Consider the following 252-nt stretch of genomic DNA (forward strand, 5'->3'; position numbering starts at 1 on the left):
GCAGGCAGCATCATGGTCGTTCAAAATCGACCCTAGGAGTTTGTGGACTGCAATGCAATCCTTAAGCCTCCAATTTCTACCTGGCCCAAGTGCTCCATTTGAGGAAGACAGGTCGCCAGACGATTCTTCTATCAATTTTATAGCCTCTTCTTTTCTGTGTGGTTCCAAAACAAACATCATTTCTGCTACAGCAGCTCTGTGCCTCAAGGAATCCCTATGTTTCTCTAGGAAAATATAGTTTGCCTCGCTTAG

At 44.8% G+C, this 252-nt stretch carries 1 protein-coding gene; it reads right to left on the reverse strand.

Annotated features, from left to right (window positions below; all coding sequences use genetic code 11):
- Window positions 1-252: hypothetical protein (locus ACODJP_RS14340; RefSeq protein ID WP_422482648.1), on the reverse strand; the 252-nt coding region annotated here is incomplete at both ends.

Origin of the sequence: Pleomorphochaeta sp. DL1XJH-081 (assembly GCF_049310885.1) — a bacterium.
In the GTDB taxonomy this organism is placed as follows: Bacteria; Spirochaetota; Spirochaetia; order Sphaerochaetales; family Sphaerochaetaceae; genus CAYZJV01.